At 72.0% G+C, this 22,679-nt stretch carries 19 protein-coding genes; 16 read left to right on the top strand and 3 right to left on the bottom strand.

Annotation, left to right across the window (positions count from 1 at the left end):
* Positions 1-74 precede the first annotated feature (74 nt).
* Complete coding sequence (gene speB, locus ABZY13_RS04325) at positions 75-1,070, top strand: agmatinase (protein WP_356627341.1); 996 nt, start codon at positions 75-77, stop codon at positions 1,068-1,070.
* Positions 1,067-2,752 carry a thiamine pyrophosphate-binding protein gene (locus ABZY13_RS04320; protein ID WP_356627340.1) on the top strand — a complete coding sequence of 562 codons (1,686 nt, stop codon included), beginning with the start codon at positions 1,067-1,069 and terminating at the stop codon, positions 2,750-2,752. The genes speB and ABZY13_RS04320 overlap by 4 nt, the downstream gene beginning before the upstream one ends.
* A gap of 30 nt (positions 2,753-2,782) precedes the next feature.
* Here the strand turns inward: ABZY13_RS04320 and ABZY13_RS04315 are convergent, their stop codons facing one another.
* Together ABZY13_RS04315 and ABZY13_RS04310 are read right to left on the bottom strand one after the other, a co-directional pair.
* Positions 2,783-3,148, bottom strand: coding sequence for a peptidase inhibitor family I36 protein (locus ABZY13_RS04315; protein ID WP_356627339.1), 366 nt, complete (start codon positions 3,146-3,148; stop codon positions 2,783-2,785).
* Positions 3,149-3,530: 382 nt separating this feature from the next.
* Positions 3,531-4,334: an endonuclease gene (locus ABZY13_RS04310; protein WP_356627338.1), complete on the bottom strand. Its 804-nt coding sequence runs from the start codon at positions 4,332-4,334 to the stop codon at positions 3,531-3,533.
* 225 nt (positions 4,335-4,559) lie between these two features.
* Here ABZY13_RS04310 and ABZY13_RS04305 point away from each other — a divergent pair, with 225 nt between their 5' ends.
* On the top strand, positions 4,560-5,603 hold the full coding sequence (locus ABZY13_RS04305) for an esterase-like activity of phytase family protein (protein WP_356627337.1): 1,044 nt from the start codon (positions 4,560-4,562) through the stop codon (positions 5,601-5,603).
* 94 nt (positions 5,604-5,697) lie between these two features.
* Positions 5,698-6,273: a hypothetical protein gene (locus tag ABZY13_RS04300; protein ID WP_356627336.1), complete on the top strand. Its 576-nt coding sequence runs from the start codon at positions 5,698-5,700 to the stop codon at positions 6,271-6,273.
* On the opposite strand, the gene ABZY13_RS04295 is transcribed toward ABZY13_RS04300, so the two are convergent.
* Positions 6,252-6,860: a TetR/AcrR family transcriptional regulator gene (locus ABZY13_RS04295; RefSeq protein ID WP_356627335.1), complete on the bottom strand. Its 609-nt coding sequence runs from the start codon at positions 6,858-6,860 to the stop codon at positions 6,252-6,254. The genes ABZY13_RS04300 and ABZY13_RS04295 overlap by 22 nt on opposite strands.
* Before the next feature lie 87 nt (positions 6,861-6,947).
* On the opposite strand from ABZY13_RS04295, the gene ABZY13_RS04290 reads away from it, so the two are divergent.
* From ABZY13_RS04290 to glmS, 12 genes are all read left to right on the top strand, one after another.
* Entirely contained in the window at positions 6,948-8,564 is a 1,617-nt protein-coding gene (locus tag ABZY13_RS04290; protein WP_356627334.1) for a carboxyl transferase domain-containing protein, read from the top strand.
* Between the two features lie 11 nt (positions 8,565-8,575).
* The gene (locus ABZY13_RS04285) at positions 8,576-10,537 is read left to right on the top strand and encodes a biotin carboxylase N-terminal domain-containing protein (RefSeq protein WP_356627333.1); all 1,962 of its coding nucleotides are present in this window, start codon (positions 8,576-8,578) and stop codon (positions 10,535-10,537) included.
* Positions 10,534-11,478 carry a hydroxymethylglutaryl-CoA lyase gene (locus ABZY13_RS04280; protein WP_356627332.1) on the top strand — a complete coding sequence of 315 codons (945 nt, stop codon included), beginning with the start codon at positions 10,534-10,536 and terminating at the stop codon, positions 11,476-11,478. Before ABZY13_RS04285 ends, ABZY13_RS04280 begins: the two co-directional genes overlap by 4 nt.
* Before the next feature lie 8 nt (positions 11,479-11,486).
* Positions 11,487-12,647 carry an acyl-CoA dehydrogenase family protein gene (locus ABZY13_RS04275; RefSeq protein ID WP_356627370.1) on the top strand — a complete coding sequence of 387 codons (1,161 nt, stop codon included), beginning with the start codon at positions 11,487-11,489 and terminating at the stop codon, positions 12,645-12,647.
* Positions 12,648-13,174: 527 nt separating this feature from the next.
* Positions 13,175-14,221 (top strand): ABC transporter substrate-binding protein, encoded by a 1,047-nt coding sequence (locus ABZY13_RS04270; protein ID WP_356627331.1) that lies wholly within the window; start codon positions 13,175-13,177, stop codon positions 14,219-14,221.
* Positions 14,222-14,276: 55 nt separating this feature from the next.
* The gene (locus tag ABZY13_RS04265; protein ID WP_356627330.1) at positions 14,277-15,149 is read left to right on the top strand and encodes a siderophore-interacting protein; all 873 of its coding nucleotides are present in this window, start codon (positions 14,277-14,279) and stop codon (positions 15,147-15,149) included.
* Between the two features lie 180 nt (positions 15,150-15,329).
* Positions 15,330-16,772, top strand: coding sequence for a lysine decarboxylase DesA (gene desA / locus ABZY13_RS04260; RefSeq protein WP_356627329.1), 1,443 nt, complete (start codon positions 15,330-15,332; stop codon positions 16,770-16,772).
* Positions 16,756-18,057 carry a lysine N(6)-hydroxylase/L-ornithine N(5)-oxygenase family protein gene (locus tag ABZY13_RS04255; protein WP_356627328.1) on the top strand — a complete coding sequence of 434 codons (1,302 nt, stop codon included), beginning with the start codon at positions 16,756-16,758 and terminating at the stop codon, positions 18,055-18,057. The genes desA and ABZY13_RS04255 overlap by 17 nt, the downstream gene beginning before the upstream one ends.
* Positions 18,054-18,584, top strand: a complete 531-nt coding sequence (locus ABZY13_RS04250) for a GNAT family N-acetyltransferase (RefSeq protein WP_356627327.1) — start codon at positions 18,054-18,056, stop codon at positions 18,582-18,584. Before ABZY13_RS04255 ends, ABZY13_RS04250 begins: the two co-directional genes overlap by 4 nt.
* Positions 18,581-20,353 carry an IucA/IucC family siderophore biosynthesis protein gene (locus ABZY13_RS04245; RefSeq protein ID WP_356627326.1) on the top strand — a complete coding sequence of 591 codons (1,773 nt, stop codon included), beginning with the start codon at positions 18,581-18,583 and terminating at the stop codon, positions 20,351-20,353. The genes ABZY13_RS04250 and ABZY13_RS04245 overlap by 4 nt, the downstream gene beginning before the upstream one ends.
* Positions 20,354-20,501: 148 nt before the next feature.
* Positions 20,502-20,759 carry a hypothetical protein gene (locus tag ABZY13_RS04240; protein ID WP_356627325.1) on the top strand — a complete coding sequence of 86 codons (258 nt, stop codon included), beginning with the start codon at positions 20,502-20,504 and terminating at the stop codon, positions 20,757-20,759.
* Positions 20,760-20,780: 21 nt separating this feature from the next.
* Positions 20,781-22,598, top strand: coding sequence for a glutamine--fructose-6-phosphate transaminase (isomerizing) (glmS, locus tag ABZY13_RS04235; RefSeq protein WP_356627324.1), 1,818 nt, complete (start codon positions 20,781-20,783; stop codon positions 22,596-22,598).
* Positions 22,599-22,679 lie beyond the last annotated feature (81 nt).

The raw sequence follows: 22,679 nt of genomic DNA, 5'->3' as shown, positions 1-22,679 counted from the left end.
CTCGGCCCTGCGGCCACCTAGGCTCGGTCCCGGCCCGCAGCACAGTGAAACGCAGGAAAGTAGGCAGCGCCCCCATGAGCAGCAGCAACGACACGCCTCGCGGCCCCGTCGACTCCTCCCGCATCCCGCGCTACGCCGGCCCCGCGACCTTCGCCCGCCTCCCCCGCCTGGACGAGGTCGGCACGGCCGACGTCGCCGTCGTGGGCGTGCCCTTCGACTCCGGCGTCTCCTACCGGCCGGGCGCCCGTTTCGGCGGCAACGCCATCCGCGAGGCGTCGAGGCTGCTGCGCCCGTACAACCCCGCGCAGGACGCCTCCCCCTTCGCCCTCGCGCAGGTCGCGGACGGCGGCGACATCGCGGTCAACCCGTTCAACATCAACGAGGCCGTGGACACCATCGAGGCCGCCGCCGACGAGCTGCTCGGCACGGGCGCCCGCCTGATGACCCTCGGCGGCGACCACACCATCGCCCTGCCCCTGCTGCGCTCGGTGGCGAAGAAGCACGGCCCGGTCGCCCTGCTCCACTTCGACGCCCACCTCGACACCTGGGACACCTACTTCGGCGCCGAGTACACGCACGGCACGCCGTTCCGGCGAGCCGTCGAGGAGGGCGTCCTCGACACCTCCGCCCTGTCCCACGTCGGCATCCGCGGCCCGCTCTACGGCAAGCAGGACCTCACCGACGACGAGAAGATGGGCTTCGGCATCGTCACCTCGGCGGACGTCTACCGCCGCGGCGCCGACGAGGTCGCCGACCAGCTCCGCCAGCGCATCGGTGACCGCCCCCTGTACATCTCCATCGACATCGACTGCCTGGACCCGGCCCACGCGCCCGGCACCGGCACGCCCGAGGCCGGCGGCATGACCTCGCGCGAGCTGCTGGAGATCCTGCGGGGCCTGGCCTCCTGCAACCTGGTCTCCGCGGACGTGGTCGAGGTGGCCCCCGCGTACGATCACGCCGAGATCACATCGGTGGCCGCCTCCCACACGGCGTACGAACTGACCACGATCATGTCGCGCCGGATCGCCGCCGCCCGCGAGGAGAACCGCGAGGAGAGCGAAAGCAAGTGACCCACGACCACGACCTGGAACTGCGCCCGACGGCCGCCCAGACGGAGGCCGCGCTGCATCCTCCTCCCGGCCGCACGGGCGGGGACCTGGTCGTGGAGACGCTGGCCGGGCTCGGCGCGACCACCGTTTTCGGCCTGCCCGGGCAGCACGCGCTCGGCCTGTTCGACGCCCTGCGCCGCTCGGACCTGCGCTACGTCGGGCTGCGCACGGAGAACAACGCCGGGTTCGCGGCGGACGCGTACGGCCGGATCACCGGCGAGGCGGCGCCGCTGCTGCTGTCGACGGGGCCGGGTGCGCTGATGTCCCTTCCGGCGCTCCAGGAGGCGGCGGCGGCCTCGGCCCCGGTCCTGGCCGTCGCCAGCCAGGTCCCGACGGCGGGCCTCGGCGGCGGCCGGCGCGGCTACCTCCACGAACTGCCCGACCAGGCCGCGTCGTTCCGGGGCGTGGTCAAGTCCGTGCACACCGTCCGCAGCCAGTCGCAGATCCCCTCCGCGATCGCGGCGGCCTGGCGGTCGGCGCTGACCGCCCCGCACGGCCCGGTGTGGGTGGAGATCCCGCAGGACGTCCTCACGGCCCCGGCCGCGCTGCCGGTCGTCACGGCGGTCGACGCCACCCCCGAGGACCTTCCGCCCCGCCCCGAACTCACCGCCGTGGCCGCCGACCTGCTGTCCCGGGCGGCCCGCCCGGCGATCGTCGCGGGCGGCGGAGTGGTCCGCGCGGACGCCGCCAAGAAGCTGCGGCAGCTGGCGGAACGGCTCTCGGCCCCGGTGGTGACGACCTTCGGCGGCAAGGGCGCGTTCCCCTGGAACCACCCGCTGTCGCTTCAGTCCTGGCTGGAGGACCGGCACACGACCGACTTCCTGGAGGACGCCGACGTGCTCCTGGTGGTCGGCTCGGGGCTGGGCGAACTCTCCTCGAACTACCACACGTTCCGGCCGCGCGGGCGGGTGATCCAGATCGAGGCGGACCTCGGCAAGCTGGAGTCCAACCACCCGGCCCTCGGCATCCACGCGGACGCCCGCCTCGCCCTGCAGGCCCTCCTGGAGACGGTCGGGCCGCGCGAGGACACCGCCGCCCCCGCGCGGGTGCGGGCGGTCCTCGACCGCGTCCGCGAACGGCTCGCCGGCCAGCGACTCGCTGTGGAGCAGGACGTCCTGGCCTCGGTGCGCGCGGCCCTCCCGGCCGACGCCCCGTCCTTCTGGGACATGACGATCCTCGGCTACTGGGCCTGGTCCGCCTTCGACCCCAAGGCCCCGAACACCATGCACTCGGCGCAGGGCGCGGGCGGCCTCGGCTACGCCTTCCCGGCGGCCCTGGGCGCGGCCGTCGCCGACCCCACCCGCCCGGTCCTCGCGGTCTCCGGCGACGGCGGCGCGCTCTACTCGGTCGCCGAGCTGGCCACGGCCCGCCAGTACGGCCTGGACGTCACCTGGCTGATCGTCGACGACGGCGGCTACGGCATCCTGCGCGAGTACATGACCGACGCCTACGGCGCCCCCACGGCCACCGACCTGACCGGCCCCGACTTCGCGGCCCTCGCCGAGTCCTTCGGCGTCCCCGCGGTCCGCACGACCCCGGGGACCCTGACGGCGGACCTGACCAAGGCACTGGGGACCCCGGGGCCGTCGGTGGTGGTGCTCCCGGCGGTACTGCGGATGTTCGCGCCGACGCACACGGGGTGAGCGGGGCCGGCGGCGCGAGCGGCGGCCCGGTCAGCAGGGTCCGCGGCCCACGCCGTCGATCCGGCCGCCGAAGTCGCTCAGGTAGCGCGAGCGCCAGTCGCCGTTGAAGACGTCCCGCTTCTCCACCGGGGACCAGTTGATGAAGCAGGCGCGGGTGCTGGCGACGAACGAGCCGACGTGGTCGTGGAGGAAGGACGGCATGTCGCGGTAACCGCTGCGCGCCGTCCACTCCCAGGTGCTGCCGCGGAAGTTCTCCTTGCTGTAGAAGCAGATCGACCCGTCCGGGCAGGACGGCGGGGCGGCGGCTTCCTGCGGCTGCGCGGCGGCCCCCTGCGCCGGCAGGACGAGGGCGGTCAGGACGAGCGCGACGGCGGCGGACCAGGTACGAAGCTTCATGGGACGCTCCAGTTCTTCCGGTGTTTGCGGGACGGCATCGCCCCGACGGGACCGCCGGGGTGACGCCATGGTCCCCACGTCCCGCGACGCCACGCCCGGGGTGGGCGCCCACACCACCTCATGGAGCGAACCGGAGGCCCGACGGCGCGATCACCGGCCATGGCGAGCGCCGGTCACGCGGGCGCACCGGTGGCGCGGGGCGCGCCGCCCGTGCCGGGGGCGCCGCGTGGACCCGGCCACCGCTTGGGACGTTCCCGCGGAGCACGCCGTCCACGATCGACGCACTGCGGCCGACGGCCGCTTCGGGGCAGGCAGCGCGACCGTGGAAGAGGCGCCGCCGGGCTCCGTGTGACGGGGAGCCCGGCGGATGCCGGCCGACGGGCTACCAGATCGCCTCGACCCACTCCGGGTGGTCGATGAACGGATTGCGGTTGCCCTGGTAGGTCGAGTGGATGACCTGGTTGCGGCGCTCCTCGAAGGCGTCCGGCGGGTCCTCGACGTTCCACTGCTTCAGGACTGACAGGCGCCCGTGGTACGGGACGCTGCCGTTGGTGACCGCGTCGTTGGGCTCCAGGTCGGGCCAGCCGTCGCCGCCCTCGTAGCGGACGGCCATGTAGAGGATCATGCGGGCCACGTCGCCCTTGACGGCGTCGCGGGGCTCGAAGGAGTTCGAGTCGGTGAGGCTGCCGCCGCTGTTGGTGAAGCTGCTGCCGCCGTTGTCGAAGTCCTTGTTGCCGCGGATGCTGTTGACCTGGACGTCCTCGGGACGCAGGTGGTGCAGGTCGGTGCCGGGACCGGCGGAGGTGCCGAAGTCGCCGTGCGACTGGGCCCAGACGTGCTCGCGGTTCCAGTTGCCGGTGCTGCCGCCGTTGAGGGACTTGCTGCGGGAGATGCCGGAGTAGAGCAGCCTGACGTTGTTGGTGTTGCCGGGGTCCTGGTCGGTGACCTTCAGCGCTTCCCAGACGGCGGAGTAGGAGATCTTCGTCTGCTTGCTGACGATCGTGTGGAGGGACGACTTCAGCGCGGTGCCGGTCTTGCCGATCGCCGGCGCGTAGTACGTGCTGTCGTACGCGGTGGTGGTGGCGCCGGCCGGGGTCGCGGTCAGGGCGGGGAGGGTGAGGCCGACCAGTACGGCCGACGTGGCGAGCGCCACGGACTTCCAGCGGCGTGTCTGCGTCGCGGGCATGAGGGGACGTCCGTTCTACGCGTGTTGAGTGAGCGGGCAAACGGGAGCGTGACATGGACATGGGCTCCCGGGCGTGAACTTAACGTGTCGTGCGCATGACGGAAACCGTCAAGTGGAGGCAGGGTCGGGCGATTTGCCGACGAGCCACCATGCCCGGGCCGCGGGCGACCGGCCCTTCACTGCCCCGCCTCCCCGCCGTCACCGGCCCGCCCTACGGTGACGCCCATGCGCCTGAGAACCGTACGCACCGCACTCGCCGCCGCCACCGCCGCGCTGTCGGCCGCCGCCTGCCTCACCGCCGCCGGCCCCGCCGCCGCCCACCCGAACGGCTCGTGGGAGAACGCCTGTTCGCCGTCCGTCTCCGTCCGGGGCTTCTCCGACGCCCTGGACAAGACGACGTACGAGAACACCTTCGTGGGCAACTTCTCCGCCCTCGCCCCGCACCGCGACGGCACGCTGGCCGCGCTCTCCGACCGCTCCGCGCTGTTCACGCTGGACGCGCGCACGCTCCGGCCGCGGGGCGTGGTGCCGCTCGCCGACGAGAACGGGGCCGCGCTGGACTCCGAGGGCCTTGTCGTGGACCGGGACGGCACGTACCTGGTCTCCTCCGAGACCGAGCCCTCCGTACGCCGTTACTCGCGCGACGGCCGCATCCTCGGCCGGCTGCCCGTGCCCGACGCCCTGCGGGTCGCCCCGGCCGGGCGCGCCGCGGTCAACGGGACGTTCGAGGGCCTGACCCTGCTGCCGGGCGGCCGGACGCTGATCGCCTCCATGGAGTACGCCCTGTCCGGCGACAGCGCCGGGATCGTGCGCCTGCAGACCTGGAACCGCGGGCGCGGCGGCTTCACGCCGGGCGCGCAGTACGCCTACCGCGCCGACGCCGGGCTCGGCGTCCCCGAGGTCACCGCCACGCCGGACGGCCGCCTGCTCGTCCTGGAGCGCGGCTTCACCGCCGGGGTCGGCAACACCGTCCGCCTGTACCTCGCCGACCCGCGCCACGCCACGGACGTCGGCGGCACCGCGTACCTGACGGGGCAGGACGGCGTACGCCTGGTCGGCAAGACCCTGCTGGCCGACCTGGCCGACTGCCCCGACCTGGGCGCCACGGCCAAGCAGCCGCAGCCCAACCCGCTCCTCGACAACATCGAGGCTATGACGGTCACCGGCCGGGGCCGCGGCGCCCTGGACGTCCTCCTGGCCAGCGACGACAACCAGAACGCCGCCCAGACGACGCGCTTCTACTCGCTGCGGGTGCGCGCGAACGGCTGAGCGAGCGACGCGGGTGACCCGGGAGGCCGCCGGCCGGCGATGTCGGCGGTCGCCCGTACAGTGCGCACACCGTCTCTCTCACGCAGGAGTTCCCGTGGGTTTCTCCGGTCACCCGGTCTTCGCCCGCAGCCCGCGCCCGCCGGCGGCAGCGCCCGTGTTCGCCGGCCTCGGCCCGGAGCCCGGCGACGCCGTGCACGCGGGGGAGCCGCGGCCGGGCGGATGGCAGACCCTGGAGCTGACCCACGGGCTCTGGAGTGACGACGACCTCCCCGCGCTGGTCGCTCGGACCGGCGCCCCGGTCTGCGTCGCCGACGTCTCGGACAGCGGCGTCGCCCTCGTCACGGGGCTCGGCCCCGGCGGGCGGCGCCGGCGGGCATGGCTCAACCTGGACAACGCCGCCGCCCTGCTCACCGAGAAGCCCGAGGACGTCGACGACACCGGCCTGTGGATCGGCAACCCCGAGTTCGACGAGGCCGTGCGGCGCAAGCGCGCGGAGCTGGACGCGGACGTGCCCGCCGACGCCGCGGGCGCGCTCGCGTGGGCCGCGGCGGAGCGGACGTGGATCAAGGAGTTGCTGCGCGCGCACGAGCCCTTCGTGGAGGACCTCTTCGACGGCCTGCTCGACGCGCTGGGCTTCCCCCGAACCGCTCAGTCCTCGCCGGAGGCCTGAGCCGCCGCCGCGAACGCGCCCCGCGCCATGCGGTGCAGCAGCTGCGCCGTCGCGCCGCGGCCGGGCAGGGAGCCCCCGCGGCCCAGGTGGGGGGTGGAGTTGAGCAGGCCGAAGACCGAGTGCACGGCCGAGCGGGCCGCGGGCTCGGCCAGGGCCGGGTAGGCGTCGCGGACGACCTGCACCCACAGTTCGACGTACTGCCGCTGGAGCTGGCGGACCAGCTTGCGGTCGGTGTCCCGGAGGCGGTCCAGCTCGCGGTCGTGCAGGGTGATCAGGGGACGGTCGTCGAGCGCGAAGTCGATGTGACCCTCGATGAGCGAGTCGAGGACCTTCCCCGGCGCCACGCCTCCGGCCTCGCCGAGCCTGCGTTTCGCGCCGGTCAGCAGCTGGCCGCTGATGCCGACCAGCAGCTCCGCGAGCATCGCGTCCTTGCCCGCGAAGTGCCGGTAGAGACCGGGGCCGCTGATGCCGACCGCGGCGCCTATCTCGTCGACCCCGACGCCGTGGAAGCCGCGCTCGGCGAAGAGCCGGGCGGCCTGCTTGAGGATCTGCTCGCGGCGGGTCGGGGCGTCCGTTCTGGTGGCCATGGAAGCGATTCTAGACAGGGAGGTTAGCGGTCGTTAACCTGGGGGCAACGCGTTAACGGTCACTAACACAATGAAGGGGCCGCGAGGATGGACCAGGCACCGGAGCTGACGACCGCGGCGGATCCCGCGTCGGAGGCCTGGCAGGCCAATGAGGCCGCGCATCTCGCGCTGGTCGAGGAGTTGCGGGCCAAGCTGGCCGCCGCCCGTCTGGGAGGCGGTGAGAAGGCCCGGGCCCGGCACACCGCGCGCGGCAAGCTGCTGCCGCGCGACCGGGTGGACGGCCTGCTGGACCCCGGCTCGCCCTTCCTGGAGCTGGCGCCCCTGGCGGCCGACGGGATGTACGACGGACAGGCCCCGGCCGCGGGGGTGATCGCCGGGATCGGGCGGGTGAGCGGGCGCGAGTGCGTGATCGTCGCCAACGACGCCACCGTCAAGGGCGGCACGTACTACCCGATGACCGTCAAGAAGCACCTGCGCGCCCAGGAGGTGGCGCTGGAGAACCGGCTGCCGTGCCTGTACCTGGTCGACTCGGGCGGCGCCTTCCTGCCCATGCAGGACGAGGTCTTCCCCGACCGGGAGCACTTCGGGCGGATCTTCTACAACCAGGCCCGGATGTCCGGGGCCGGCATCCCGCAGATCGCCGCCGTGCTCGGCTCCTGCACCGCCGGCGGGGCGTACGTCCCGGCCATGAGCGACGAGGCCGTGATCGTCCGCAACCAGGGCACCATCTTCCTGGGCGGCCCGCCCCTGGTGAAGGCCGCCACCGGCGAGGTCGTCACGGCCGAGAAGCTCGGCGGCGGCGAGGTCCACGCGCGCGTGTCGGGCGTGACCGACCACCTCGCCGAGGACGACGCGCACGCGCTGCGCATCGTGCGCACCATCGTCGCCACCCTGCCCGCGCGCGGCCCGCTGCCCTGGGAGGTGCGGCCCGCCGTCGAGCCGAAGGTCGACCCCCACGGGCTGTACGGCGCCGTGCCCGCCGACCCCCGCACGCCCTACGACGTGCGCGAGATCATCGCCCGCATCACCGACGGCTCCCGGTTCGCGGAGTTCAAGGCGGAGTTCGGACAGACCCTGGTCACCGGCTTCGCCCGCATCCACGGCCACCCGGTCGGCATCGTCGCCAACAACGGCATCCTGTTCTCCGAGTCCGCCCAGAAGGGCGCCCACTTCATCGAGCTGTGCGACCAGCGCGGCATCCCGCTGCTGTTCCTGCAGAACATCTCCGGCTTCATGGTCGGCCGGGACTACGAGGCCGGCGGCATCGCCAAGCACGGCGCCAAGATGGTCACGGCCGTCGCCTGCACGCGCGTGCCGAAGCTGACGGTCGTGGTCGGCGGCTCGTACGGCGCCGGGAACTACTCGATGTGCGGCCGGGCCTACTCCCCCCGCTTCCTGTGGATGTGGCCCAACGCCAAGATCTCCGTGATGGGCGGCGAGCAGGCCGCCTCCGTCCTCGCCACCGTCAAGCGCGACCAGCTGGAGGCGCGCGGCGAGCAGTGGCCGGCCGAGGACGAGGAGGCCTTCAAGGCCCCGATCCGCGCCCAGTACGAGCGCCAGGGCAACGCCTACTACGCCACCGCCCGCCTGTGGGACGACGGCGTCATCGACCCGCTGGAGACCCGGCAGGTGCTGGGCCTGGCCCTGACCGCCTGCGCCAACGCGCCCCTCGGTGACCCCGGGTTCGGCGTTTTCCGGATGTGAGGAGGGGACCCATGTTCGACACAGTTCTGGTGGCCAACCGCGGTGAGATCGCCGTCCGCGTGATCCGGACGCTGCGCGCGCTGGGCGTGCGCTCGGTGGCCGTCTTCTCCGACGCCGACGCCGACGCCCGGCACGTCCGCGAGGCGGACACGGCGGTGCGGATCGGACCGCCGCCCGCGGCCGAGAGCTATCTGTCCGTGGAGCGGCTGCTTCAGGCCGCCCGCCGCAGCGGCGCCCGGGCCGTGCACCCCGGCTACGGCTTCCTCGCCGAGAACGCCGGCTTCGCGCGCGCCTGCGCCGAGGCGGGCCTGGTCTTCATCGGCCCCCCGCCGAACGCGATCGCCCTGATGGGCGACAAGATCCGCGCCAAGGAGACGGTGCAGGCGGCCGGGGTGCCCGTGGTACCGGGCGGGCGCGACCCCAAGCTCGCCGAGGCCGCCCGTGAGCTGGGCGCGCCGGTGCTGCTCAAGCCCAGCGCGGGCGGCGGTGGCAAGGGCATGCGGCTGGTGCGGGACCTGTCCGCGCTGGACGAGGAGATCGCGGCGGCCCGGCGCGAGGCGGCGGCGTCCTTCGGCGACGACACCCTCCTGGTGGAGCGGTGGGTCGACCGGCCCCGGCACATCGAGATCCAGGTCCTGGCCGACGCCCACGGCCACGTCGTCCACCTCGGCGAGCGCGAGTGCTCCCTGCAGCGCCGGCACCAGAAGGTGATCGAGGAGGCGCCGAGCGTGCTCCTGGACGAGGCGACGCGGGCCGCGATGGGCGAGGCGGCGGTGCAGGCGGCGCGCAGTTGCGGGTACGTCGGCGCGGGCACGGTGGAGTTCATCGTCCCGGGCGGCGACCCCTCGTCGTACTACTTCATGGAGATGAACACCCGCCTCCAGGTGGAGCACCCGGTCACCGAGCTGGTGACGGGTCTCGACCTGGTGGAGTGGCAGCTGCGGGTGGCGGCCGGGGAGCCGCTGCCGTTCGGGCAGGACGACATCGCCCTGACCGGTCACGCCATCGAGGCCCGCGTCTGCGCCGAGGACCCCTCCCGCGGGTTCCTGCCCTCCGGCGGCACGGTGCTCAGGCTGCGCGAGCCGCAGGGTGACGGCGTCCGCACGGACTCCGGGCTCAGCGAGGGCACGGAGGTCGGCAGCCTCTACGACCCGATGCTGTCCAAGGTCGTCGCGTACGGCCCCGACCGCGCGACCGCCCTGCGCCGGCTGCGTGCCGCCCTCGCGGACACGGTCGTGCTGGGCGTGCCGACCAACACCGGGTTCCTGCGCCGGCTGCTGGCCCACCCGGCGGTCGTGGCCGGCGACCTGGACACCGGGCTGGTCGAGCGGGAGGCCGAGTCGCTGGTCGCGACGGACGTGCCGGAGGAGGTGTACGAGGCGGCGGCGGCCGTACGGCTGGACGCGCTGCGCCCGCGCGGCGGCGGCTGGACGGACCCGTTCTCGGTGCCGAGCGGCTGGCGGATGGGCGGCGCCACCAGGCCCGCCGCCTTCCCGCTGCGGGTTTCCGAGCCGGTGACGTACACCCCGCGCGGCGAGCACGCGGTCGCCGCCGACCGCGTGTCCGTGACCCTGGACGGCGTACGGCACACCTTCCACCGGGCGGGCGACTGGCTCGGCCGGGACGGCGACGCCTGGCACGTGCGCGACCACGATCCGGTCGCCGCGTCCCTCGGCCGGGCCGCCCACGCGGGCGCCGACTCGCTGACCGCGCCCATGCCGGGGACGGTCACGGTCGTGAAGGTCGCCGTCGGCGACGAGGTGGCGGCCGGTCAGAGCCTGCTGGTGGTGGAGGCGATGAAGATGGAGCACGTCATCTCCGCCCCGCACGCCGGCACGGTCGCCGAGCTGGACGTCGCGCCCGGCAGCACGGTCGCCATGGACCAGGTCCTGGCCGTGATCACGCCACGGGAGGCGGAGCGGGAACCGGGACGGGAAGCGGAGCGGGAGCCCGGACAGGAGGCGGCGCGATGACGGCGCACGGGCTGCCGATGACCGTACCGGCGCCGGGACTGCCTGCCCGGGTGCGGATCCACGAGGTGGGCCCCCGCGACGGCCTGCAGAACGAGAAGGAGACCGTCCCGACCGAGGTCAAGGCGGAGTTCATCCGCCGGCTGGCAGGCTGCGGGCTGAGCACGATCGAGGCGACCAGCTTCGTCCACCCCACATGGGTGCCGCAGCTCGCGGACGCCGAGCGGCTGCTGCCGATGGTGGACGACCTGCCCGGCGTGGCGCTGCCGGTGCTGGTGCCGAACGAGCGCGGCCTCGACCGGGCGCTCGCGCTCGGCGCCCGCCGCATCGCCGTCTTCGCCAGCGCCAGCGAAGCCTTCGCCCGGGCCAACCTCAACCGCACGGTGGACGAGGCGCTGGCCATGTTCGCCCCCGTGGTGAGCCGGGCCAAGGCGGAGGACCTGCACGTGCGCGGGTACCTCTCCATGTGCTTCGGCGACCCGTGGGAGGGCCCGGTGCCGGTCGCGCAGGTGGTGCGGCTGTGCCGGTCCCTGCTGGACATGGGGTGCGACGAGCTGAGCCTCGGCGACACCATCGGCGTCGGCACGCCCGGCCATGTCGGCGCGCTGCTCGCCGCGCTCTTCGAGGCCGGCGTCCCGGCCGGCGCCCTCGGCGTCCACTTCCACGACACCTACGGGCAGGCGCTGGCCAACACCCTGGCCGCCCTGCAGCACGGCGTCACCACCGTCGACGCCTCCGCCGGCGGGCTGGGCGGCTGCCCCTACGCCAAGTCCGCCACCGGCAACCTCGCCACCGAAGACCTCGTGTGGATGCTGCGCGGCCTCGGCATCGACACCGGGGTCGACCTGGACGGCCTCGTCGCCACCAGCGTCTGGATGGCGGGCCGCCTGGGCCGGCCCAGCCCGTCCCGCACCGTCCGAGCCCTCTCCCACCAGGAGCCGTGATCACCGCCATGGACCACCGTCTGAGCCCCGAGCTGGAGGAACTCCGCCGCACCGTGGAGGAGTTCGCGCACGACGTCGTCGCCCCGAAGATCGGCGACCACTACGAGCGGCACGAGTTCCCGTACGAGATCGTCCGCGAGATGGGCCGGATGGGCCTGTTCGGGCTGCCGTTCCCGGAGGAGTACGGCGGGATGGGCGGCGACTACCTGGCGCTGGGGATCGCCCTGGAGGAGCTGGCCCGCGTGGACTCCTCGGTGGCCATCACCCTGGAGGCGGGCGTCTCCCTGGGCGCGATGCCGCTGCATTTGTTCGGCACGCCCGAGCAGAAGCGCGAGTGGCTGCCGCGGCTGTGCTCCGGGGAGATCCTGGGCGCGTTCGGCCTGACCGAGCCGGACGGCGGCTCGGACGCGGGCGCGACGCGCACGACGGCGCGGCTCGACCCGGACACCGGCGAATGGGTGATCAACGGCACCAAGTGCTTCATCACCAACTCCGGCACCGACATCACGGGCCTGGTGACCGTCACCGCCGTCACCGGCCGCAAGCCGGACGGCAGACCGATGATCTCGGCGATCATCGTCCCCTCGGGCACCCCGGGCTTCACGGTCGCGCCCCCGTACTCCAAGGTCGGCTGGAACGCCTCCGACACCCGCGAGCTGTCCTTCTCCGACGTCCGCGTCCCCGCGGCCAACCTGCTGGGCGAGGAGGGCCGCGGGTACGCCCAGTTCCTGCGCATCCTGGACGAGGGCCGCATCGCCATCGCGGCGCTGGCCACGGGGCTGGCGCAGGGCTGCGTGGACGAGTCGGTCAAGTACGCGAAGGAACGTCACGCCTTCGGCCGCCCGATCGGCGCGAACCAGGCAATCCAGTTCAAGATCGCCGACATGGAGATGAAGGCCCACACGGCCCGCCTCGCCTGGCGCGACGCCGCGTCCCGCCTGGTGGCCGGCGAGCCCTTCAAGAAGGAGGCGGCCCTGGCCAAGCTGTACTCGTCCACGATCGCCGTCGACAACGCCCGCGACGCCACCCAGATCCACGGCGGCTACGGCTTCATGAACGAGTACCCGGTGGCCCGCATGTGGCGCGACTCCAAGATCCTGGAGATCGGCGAGGGCACGAGCGAGGTCCAGCGGATGCTGATCGCCCGCGAGTTGGGGCTGGCAGGGTAGCGGCCGCCCGGGCGACGCCCGACGGTGTCAGGGGGCGTGCACGAGGGCGTACGGGGCGTCGAGGGCGGCGGCCGCTCGGCCCGATGACCCGTACACCGACCCGGTGCGCCGACCCCGCACGTCGGCCCTGCACGTCGGCATCGCCCCCGGCACCCCCCGGCACCCCACGGCCCCCACGGCCCCCACCGCGCGCCCTTCTGACGCGGCCCCAGCTCCCACCCGCACCCGCCCCACCCCGCGTGGTGTTGATCACGTTTCGCTCCCCGGGCCTTACGCACCGCGACCGGCGGGTAGTTCGAATACCGGAAGACCGACCTGGCCGAAAAAACCTGTCGTTCGAGGCCAGAGGATCACAACTGCGAGAACCGGCCCGGAGATTGACGGGCCCCGGTCGACACGGCGCGTCGCAGGTGGGTCACGTGATGACGGATGATCGTCACCCACCTCTGGACAAGATCTGAGGTTAGGCTAACCTACCTTCGAATTGTCCGGCGGGCCCTCCGCCCTGTTCGAAAGCAGCCACACTCATGTCCAACGCCCGTGCCACCCACCTCACCCGTCGCGGCATCCTCGCCGCCGGCGGTGCCCTCGGCCTCGGTGCCGTGCTCGCAGCCTGCGGCGACGACGACACGAAGAGCGGCGGCTCGGACTCCACGGCGTCCGCCAAGGCCTCCGGTCCCTGGACCTTCAAGGACGACCGCGGTGAGACGGTCAAGCTGGACAAGACCCCGGAGAGGATCGTCGCCTTCGTCGGCGTCGCCGCCGCGCTCCACGACTACGGCATCGAGGTCGAGGGCGTCTTCGGTCCCACCAAGACCCAGGACGGCAAGGCCGACGTCCAGGCCGGCGACATGGACGTCAGCAAGCTGACCGTCTTCGGCAACGTCTGGGACCAGTTCAACGTCGAGCAGTACGCGGCCTTCCGGCCCGAGCTGCTCATCTCCACCACGTTCGACGACGCGGGCACCCTCTGGTACGTCCCCGAGGCGTCCAAGGGCAAGATCGCCAAGCTGGCCCCGAGCGTCGCCGTCTCCGTGTACGACCGGCAGATCACCGAGCCGCTCCAGCGGGTGTGGGAGCTGGCCGAGTCGCTGGGCGCGGACATGAAGGCCGCCGAGGTCACCAAGGCCAAGCAGGACTTCGAGGCCGCCGCCGAGCGCCTGCGCAAGGCCGCGAAGGCCCGCCCGGAGATCAAGGTGATGGCCGGCTCCGCGAGCACCGAGCTGTTCTACGTCTCGGGCACCAACCTCTCCATCGACCTGGAGTACTTCAAGGCCCTCGGCGTGAACTTCGTCGAGCCGCCGGAGGAGGCCAAGGCCGAGGGCGGCGGCTGGTACGAGGGCCTGAGCTGGGAGAACGTCGACAAGTACGACGCCGACATCATCATGATGGACGACCGCTCCCAGACCATCCAGCCCGCCGACATCACCGAGGGGACCTGGAAGAAGCTGCCCGCCGTCAAGGCCGGCCAGGTCATCGCCCGCTCGCCGGAGCCGATCCTCTCCTACGCCAAGTGCACCCCGCTGCTGACCACCCTGGCCGAGGCCATCGAGAAGGCCAAGAAGGTCGGCTGACTCCGCTCCGCCCTCCCGTCGCCCTTCCGCCCCTGACCGACATTCAGGAGTCCCGATGACGGCTGCCGCGGCCGTACCGTTCCGTTTCTTCTCCCTCCAGGTCGTACGGACGCGACGGCTCGGCCCGTCGCTGGTCCGGGTCGCCTTCGCCGGGCCGGACCTGGCCGACTTCCGCTCCGACGGACAGGACCAGTCACTGTCGCTGTTCCTGCCCCACCCGGGACAGGACGCGCCGGCCGTGCCCATCGAGATGGGCGAGGACTGGTGGCGGGGGTGGCAGGAACTCCCGGAGGACGTACGGGCGGTGATGCGCTCGTACACCCTGCGGTCCCTGCGCCGCGACGCGCAGGGCGTCACCACCGAGATCGACATCGACTTCGTGCTGCACGGGGTCGAGCCCGGCTCCGCCACCCCGGCCGGCCCCGCCTCCCGCTGGGCCGCCGGGGCGAAGCCCGGCGACCGGGTCGTGCTCATCGGCCCCCGGATCGCGGACAACCGCTCGATCCGCTTCCGCCCGCCCGAGGACGCCGACCTGGTCGTCCTGTGGGCGGACGAGACCGCCCTGCCCGCCGCCGCCGCGATCATCGAGGCGCTGCCGGCGGGTACGCCCGTGAAGGCCTGGATCGAGGTGCGCGACGCCGGCGACGTCCAGGAGATCGAGACGGCGGCCGATGCCGAGATCGAGTGGCTGGTGCAGGGCGACTCCCCCGGCCAGGACTCCCCCCTGGCCCTCCCCGTCATCCGTGACGCGAAGCTCGCGGACGCGGAGCACCCCTATGTCTGGATCGCCGGCGAGTCGGGCTGTGTGAAGCAGCTGCGCCGGCACTTCGTCGGCGAACGCGGCATCGACCGCCGCCGGGTCACCTTCGTGGGCTACTGGCGCCACGGGCTGACCGAGGAGCAACTGCGCGAGATGGGCGAGGAGTAGCCGGCCGGCGCTCCGAGCCGCCGGTCGACCCGCCCTGACATGACCGCCGTCCGACGTGACGGCGGTCACGAACGAGGCTGCCGCACCACAGATCAACTTAGGTTAGGCTACCCTAAGTTGAACCTCGGGTTCCGATCCTTCTTCCGCCCGCACGGACCGTCCCCATCGGAGGACCCCCACATGCGCTCGCACCTGCTCAACGACACCACCGCGGAGCACTACCGCCGCTCCGTGACCGAGGGAGTCGAGCGGGTGGCTGCCAAACTCGCCACCGCAGAAAGGCCGTTCACCGGCGTCAGCGTCGACGCCCTCGCCCCCCTCATCGAGCGGATCGATCTCGACAAGCCGCTGCACGACACCACCGCGGTGCTGGACGAACTGGAGGACGTCTACCTCCGGGACGCCGTCTACTTCCACCACCCCCGCTACCTCGCCCACCTCAACTGCCCGGTCGTCATCCCGGCGGTGCTCGGCGAGGCGATCCTGTCCGCCGTCAACTCCTCCCTGGACACCTGGGACCAGTCGGCCGGCGGCACCCTGATCGAGCGCCGGCTGATCGACTGGACCGCCGAGCGCATCGGCCTCGGGCCCTGTGCGGACGGCGTGTTCACCTCCGGCGGCACCCAGTCCAACCTCCAGGCGCTGCTGCTGGCCCGCGAGGAGGCGAAGACCGACAGCCTGGCGAAACTGCGCATCTTCGCCTCCGAGGTCAGCCACTTCAGCGTGAAGAAGTCCGCGAAACTGCTGGGCCTCGGCCAGGACTCCGTGGTCCCCATCCCCGTCGACCACGACAAGCGCCTCCAGACCGTCGCCCTCGCCCACGAGCTCGAGCGCTGCCGGCGCGAGGGCCTGGTCCCGATGGCCGTCGTCGCCACCGCCGGCACCACCGACTTCGGCTCGATTGACCCGCTCCCCGAGATCGCCGAGCTGTGCTCCCAGTACGGCGCCTGGATGCACGTCGACGCCGCCTACGGCTGCGGACTGCTCACCTCGCTCAAGCGCCGCGCCCTGCTGGACGGCATCGAGCGCGCCGACTCGGTCACCGTCGACTACCACAAGTCCTTCTTCCAGCCGGTGAGTTCCTCGGCCGTGCTGGTCCGTGACGCCACCACGCTGCGGCACGCCACCTACCACGCGGAGTACCTCAATCCGCGCCGCATGGTGCAGGAACGTATACCCAACCAAGTGGACAAGTCCCTCCAGACCACCCGCCGTTTCGACGCCCTGAAGCTGTGGGTGACCCTGCGCGTCATGGGCGCCGACGGCATCGGACAGCTCTTCGACGAGGTGTGCGACCTCGCCGCCGAGGGCTGGAAGCTGCTCGCCGCCGACCCGCGCTACGACGTGGTGGTCGAGCCGACCCTGTCCACCCTGGTCTTCCGCTACGTCCCGGCGAACGTCACCGACCCCGCCGAGATCGACCGGGCCAACCTCTACGCCCGCAAGGCCCTGTTCGCCTCCGGCGAGGCCATCGTCGCGGGCACCAAGGTCGGCGCCCGCCACTACCTGAAGTTCACCCTGCTGAACCCCGAGACCACGCCGGACGACATCGCCGCCGTACTCGACCTGATCGCCGGCCACGCCGAGCAGTACCTGGGAGAATCCCTTGACCGCGCTTCCTGAAGCCGCCCAGTCCAGCGACAAGACCTACGACTTCGTGGGCATCGGGCTCGGCCCCTTCAACCTCGGCCTGGCCTGCCTCACCGAGCCGATCGGCGAACTGGACGGCGTCTTCCTGGAGTCCAAGCCGGACTTCGAGTGGCACGCCGGCATGTTCCTCGACGGCGCCCACCTCCAGACGCCGTTCATGTCGGACCTGGTCACCCTCGCCGACCCGACCTCGCCGTACTCCTTCCTGAACTACCTCAAGGAGAAGGGCCGGCTGTACTCGTTCTACATCCGCGAGAACTTCTACCCGCTGCGCGTGGAGTACGACGACTACTGCCGCTGGGCCGCCGGCAAGCTGAGCAGCATCCGCTTCGGCACGACGGTCACCGAGGTGACGTACGACGAGACGGACGGGGTGTACGCCGTGCGCACCGAGCGCGGCGGGACGTACCGCGCCCGCAGGCTGGTCCTCGGCACCGGCACCGTCCCGTACGTCCCGGAGGCCTGCCGGGGACTCGGCGGGGACTTCTTCCACAACGCGCAGTACATGCACCGCAAGGACGAGCTGCGGTCGAAGAAGTCGATCACGATCGTCGGCAGCGGGCAGAGCGCCGCCGAGATCTACCACGAGCTGCTCGCCGAGATCGACGTCCACGGCTACCAGCTCAACTGGGTCACCCGCTCCCCGCGGTTCTTCCCGCTGGAGTACACCAAGCTGACCCTGGAGATGACGTCCCCGGACTACATCGACTACTTCCGCGCGCTGCCCGAGGAGACCCGCTACCGGCTGGAGAAGCAGCAGAAGGGCCTGTTCAAGGGCATCAACTCGGATCTGATCGACTCGATCTTCGACCTGCTCTACCAGAAGCACGTCGAGAGCGGCGACCGCCCGGTCCCCACCCGGCTGCTCACCAACTCCACGCTGCGCACCGCGCGTCACGAGGACGGCGTCTACCGGCTCGGCTTCCACCAGGACGAGCAGGGCAAGGACTTCGAGATCGAGACCGAGGGCCTGGTGCTGGCCACCGGCTACCACTACGAGCCGCCGGCCTTCCTCGAACCGATCCGCCACCGCCTCCGCTTCGACGGCCACGGCCGCTACGACGTCACCCGCACCTACGCGATCGACGTCACCGGCCACGGCGTCTTCCTGCAGAACGCGGGCGTCCACACCCACAGCATCACCTCGCCGGACCTCGGCATGGGCGCGTACCGCAACAGCTGCATCATCCGTGAGCTGCTCGGCAGCGAGTACTACCCCGTCGAGAAGTCGATCGCGTTCCAGGAGTTCGCCGTATGACCTTCACGTTCCGCCCCCTCGACCCGCTGAAGGACGCCGAGTTGCTGCACGGGTGGGTCACCCACCCCAAGGCCGCGTTCTGGATGATGCAGGACGCCCGGCTGGAGGACGTCGAACGCGCCTACATGGAGATCGCGGCCGACGAGCACCACCACGCCGAACTGGGCCTGCAGGGCGGCGAGCCCGCCTTCCTCATGGAGCGCTACGACCCCGCCCACCGCGAGCTGGTCGGCCTGTACGAGCCGCAGCCCGGCGACGTCGGCATGCACTTCCTGACCCCGCCGACGGACCGGCCCGTGCACGGCTTCACCCGCTCGGTCATCACGGCCGTCATGGCCCGTCTCTTCGAGGACCCGGCCACCGCCCGCGTGGTCGTGGAGCCCGACGTCGCCAACAAGGCGGTGCACGCCCTGAACGAGGCCGTCGGCTTCGTGCCGGAGCGCGAGATCCGCAAGCCGGAGAAGACGGCGCTGCTGAGCTTCTGCACCAGGGAGCAGTTCCTGGCCGCGACGGGGGTGGCCGTATGAGCCTCGCCGACGCCGTGGACCACCTGTCCCCCGAACGCTGGGAGCGCGCCAACCGCCTGCTGATCCGCAAGGCGCTCGCCGAGTTCGCGCACGAGCGGCTGATCACGCCCGAGGAGACCGGGGCGGGCCGGTACGTCGTCCGCAGCGACGACGGCGCGACCGCGTACCGCTTCGCCGCCGTCCGCCGCGCCCTCGACCACTGGCAGATCGACGCCGAGTCGATCACCCGCCACCAGGGCGGGACGGAACTCCCGCTCGCGGCGCTGGACTTCTTCATCGAGCTGAAGGACGCCCTCGGCCTGAGCGACGAGATCCTCCCGGTCTACCTGGAGGAGATCTCCTCCACCCTCTCCGGCACCTGCTACAAGCTCGCCAAGCCGCGGGTCACGTCCGCCGAACTGGCCCGCGCAGGCTTCCAGGACATCGAGACCGGCATGACCGAGGGCCACCCCTGCTTCGTCGCCAACAACGGGCGGCTGGGCTTCGGCATCCACGAGTACCTGTCGTACGCCCCGGAGACCGCGAGCCCGATCCGCCTGGTGTGGCTGGCCGCGCACCGCTCGCGGGCGGCGTTCACCGCGGGCGTGGGCATCGAGTACGAGTCCTTCGTCCGCCAGGAGCTGGGCGCGGACACCGTCGAGCGCTTCCACGGCGTCCTGCGCGACAAGGGGCTGGACCCGGCCGACTACCTGCTCATGCCCGTCCACCCCTGGCAGTGGTGGAACAAGCTCAGCGTCACCTTCGCCGCGGAGGTCGCCCGGCAGCACCTGGTGTGCCTGGGCGAGGGCGACGACGAGTACCTGGCCCAGCAGTCCATCCGCACCTTCTTCAACACCTCGCACCCCGAGAAGCACTACGTCAAGACGGCCCTGTCCGTCATCAACATGGGCTTCATGCGCGGGCTGTCGGCCGCCTACATGGAGGCCACGCCGGCGATCAACGACTGGCTGGCCCAGCTGATCGACGGCGACCCGGTGCTGAAGTCGACGGGCCTGTCGATCATCCGCGAGCGGGCCGCGGTCGGCTACCGGCACCTGGAGTACGAGCGGGCGACCGACCGCTACTCGCCGTACCGCAAGATGCTCGCCGCGCTGTGGCGGGAGAGCCCCGTGCCCTCCCTCCAGGACGGCGAGACCCTCGCCACCATGGCCTGTCTGGTCCACGTCGACCACGAGGGCACGTCCGTGGCGGGTGCGCTGATCGAGCGGTCGGGGCTCGCCCCCGAGGAGTGGCTGCGGCGCTACCTGCGGGCCTACTACACCCCGCTCCTGCACAGCTTCTACGCCTACGACCTCGTCTACATGCCGCACGGCGAGAACGTCATCCTGGTCCTCGAGGACGGCGTCGTGCAGCGGGCGATCTACAAGGACATCGCCGAGGAGATCGTCGTCATGGACCCGGACGCGGCGCTGCCGCCCGAGGTGCGGCGCATCCGCGCCGAGGTCCCCGACGACATGAAACTCCTGTCGATCTTCACGGACGTCTTCGACTGCTTCTTCCGCTTCCTCGCCGCGAACCTCGCCACCGAGGGCGTCCTGACGGAGGACGCCTTCTGGAAGACGGTGGCCGAGGTCACCCGCGAGTACCAGCGGTCGGTGCCGGAACTCGCCGAGAAGTTCGAGCGGTACGACATGTTCGCCCCTGAGTTCGCGCTGTCCTGCCTCAACCGGCTCCAGCTGCGCAACAACAGGCAGATGGTCGACCTCGCGGACCCCTCGGCCGCCCTGCAGCTGGTCGGCAACCTGACGAACCCCATCGCGGGGCTGTGACAACCCATCGCGGGGCCGTGACGACACGCCCCTGACGCGACCGGACGGGCGCCCCGGAGACGGTCCTCCGAGGCGCCCGTCGCCTTGTCCTGCCCGATTCCGGGCAGCATTGTTGCGCATCTCCTTCCACTGCCGCAGGATCTACCGGGTGCACGACGAACTTCTCGATCATCTGACGCGGTCCACGCCCCTCAGCCGGGGCGAGGCGCTGCGTGTGGTCCAGGACGTGCTCGCCTACTTCGACGAGACGACCGAGGAATTCGTCCGTCGCCGCCACCGCGAGCTGCAGGCCCAGGGCCTGGTGAACGCGGAGATCTTCGAACGGATCGCGGCGGAACTGCAGTACCGCGCCGTGGCCCCGCCCGAGCTCTCGCTCCGGCAGCTGCGGCGCATCGTCTACGGCTGAGGAACTGAGGGTCATACCTGTATGTGTGGAATCGTCGGTTACATCGGGAAGCGCGACGTCGCCCCGCTGCTCCTGGAGGGCCTGCAGCGCCTGGAGTACCGCGGCTACGACTCGGCCGGGATCGTCGTCACCTCCCCGAAGGCGTCGGGCCTGCGGATGGTCAAGGCCAAGGGCCGGGTCCGGGACCTGGAGACCAAGGTCCCGGCGCGGTTCAAGGGCACGACCGGCATCGCCCACACCCGCTGGGCGACCCACGGCGCCCCCTCCGACGTCAACGCCCACCCGCACCTGGACGCCGAGGGCAAGGTCGCCGTCGTCCACAACGGCATCATCGACAACGCCTCCGACCTGCGCCGCAAGCTGGAGGCGGACGGCGTCGAGTTCCTCTCCGAGACCGACACCGAGGTCCTCGTCCACCTCATCGCCCGCTCGCAGGCGGTCAAGCTGGAGGACAAGGTCCGCGACACGCTGCGGCTCATCGAGGGCACGTACGGCATCGCGGTGCTGCACGCCGACTTCCCCGACCGCATCGTCGTCGCCCGCAACGGCTCCCCGGTCGTCCTCGGCATCGGCGAGAAGGAGATGTTCGTCGCCTCGGACATCGCCGCCCTGGTCGCCCACACCCGGCAGATCGTCACCCTCGACGACGGCGAGATGGCCACCCTCAAGGCCGACGACTTCCGCACCTACACCACCGAGGGCACCCGCACCACCGCCGAGCCCACCACCGTGGAGTGGGAGGCCGCCTCCTACGACATGGGCGGCCACGACACCTACATGCACAAGGAGATCCACGAGCAGGCCGAGGCCGTGGACCGCGTGCTGCGCGGCCGCATCGACGACCGCTTCTCCACCGTGCACCTCGGCGGCCTCAACCTGGACGCCCGCGAGGCCCGCCGGATCCGCCGGGTGAAGATCCTCGGCTGCGGCACCTCGTACCACGCGGGCATGATCGGCGCCCAGATGATCGAGGAGCTGGCCCGCATCCCCGCCGACGCCGAGCCGGCGTCCGAGTTCCGCTACCGCAACGCGGTCGTCGACCCCGACACGCTGTACGTCGCCGTCTCCCAGTCCGGTGAGACGTACGACGTGCTGGCGGCCGTCCAGGAGCTGAAGCGCAAGGGCGCGCGGGTGCTGGGCGTGGTCAACGTCGTCGGCTCGGCCATCGCCCGCGAGGCGGACGGCGGCATCTACGTGCACGCCGGGCCCGAGGTCTGCGTCGTCTCCACCAAGTGCTTCACCAACACGACCGTCGCCTTCGCGCTGCTCGCCCTGCATCTGGGCCGCACCCGTGACCTCTCGGTCCGCGACGGCAAGCGGATCATCGAGGGCCTGCGCAGGCTCCCCGGCCAGATCGCCGAGATCATGGAGCAGGAGGAGGAGATCCGGAAGCTGGCCCTGCGGTACGCCGAGGCCCGCTCGATGCTCTTCATCGGCCGGGTGCGCGGCTATCCGGTCGCCCGCGAGGCCTCGCTGAAGCTGAAGGAGGTCTCGTACATCCACGCCGAGGCCTACCCGGCCTCCGAGCTGAAGCACGGCCCGCTCGCGCTGATCGAGCCCGCGCTGCCGACGGTCGCGATCGTGCCGGACGACGACCTGCTGGAGAAGAACCGCGCCGCGATGGAGGAGATCAAGGCCCGCAGCGGCCAGATCCTCGCGGTGGCCCACCAGGAGCAGGAGAAGGCCGACCAGACGATCGTCGTACCGAAGAACGAGGACGAGCTGGACCCGATCCTGATGGGCATCCCGCTCCAACTCCTCGCCTACCACACGGCCCTGGCCCTGGGCCGGGACATCGACAAGCCCCGGAACCTGGCGAAGTCGGTGACGGTGGAGTAGGAGCACCCCGCACCCCGTACGAGCAGCGGCCCCTCGCGCCCGGTGGCGGGCGAGGGGCCGCTGCTGTCGTGTGCCGGATCG

The organism is Streptomyces sp. NPDC006610, assembly GCF_040611575.1.
Lineage (GTDB): Bacteria > Actinomycetota > Actinomycetes > Streptomycetales > Streptomycetaceae > Streptomyces.
The sequence above is the reverse complement of the archived record's forward strand: the minus strand, read 5'-3'. Positions and strand labels throughout refer to the sequence as shown.